Source organism: Methylobacterium sp. J-092, from assembly GCF_022829325.1.
GTDB lineage: Bacteria > Pseudomonadota > Alphaproteobacteria > Rhizobiales > Beijerinckiaceae > Methylobacterium.
This window is the reverse complement of the sequence record NZ_JAKSXU010000149.1, coordinates 1-429: the sequence shown is the minus strand read 5'-3', so window position 1 is coordinate 429 and position 429 is coordinate 1. Positions and strand designations below refer to the sequence as shown.

The 429-nt window shown below is 59.7% G+C and carries 1 protein-coding gene and 1 pseudogene; both read left to right on the top strand.

Features of this window, described 5'->3' with window-relative positions; all coding sequences use genetic code 11:
* Positions 1 to 85: 85 nt before the first annotated feature.
* A pseudogene (locus MKK60_RS28720) lies at positions 86 to 232 on the top strand (diguanylate cyclase domain-containing protein); the annotation flags it as partial.
* Between the two features lie 29 nt (positions 233 to 261).
* Positions 262 to 429, top strand: a 168-nt coding sequence (locus tag MKK60_RS28715) for a diguanylate cyclase domain-containing protein (protein ID WP_409567423.1), incomplete at its 3' end; no start/stop codon positions are given.

Here is a 429-nt window from a genome sequence, read left to right as displayed (position 1 = left end):
TCGCGAACTCGATCGGCGGCAATGTGCCGAGATTGCTACGAGCGCCCTGAACGTCGAGCTCGAACGGCTGGCAACGACGGATGGGTTGACCGGCTTGTCCAATCGTCGTCGCTTCGACGAGGTCCTGGCTCGGGAATGGTTGCGTGCGGTGCGAACCTCACAGCCTCTATCGCTGATCCTGCTCGATGCAGACTCCTTCAAGGGGTTCAACGACCGTTACGGGCATCAGAAGGGCGATGAGGCCTTGAAGCTCATCGCTCGATCAATGGAAGCCGTCATCAGCCGTTCTGCGATACCGGATACCGCATCGGCGGCGAGGAGTTTGCTGTCATCCTCCCAGATACGGGCGAAGAGGGTGCCAAGATCGTTGCCAGCCGTATCCAAGAAGCTGTGACGGGCTGGAAGCTCCCTCATGCGACTAGCACGCAT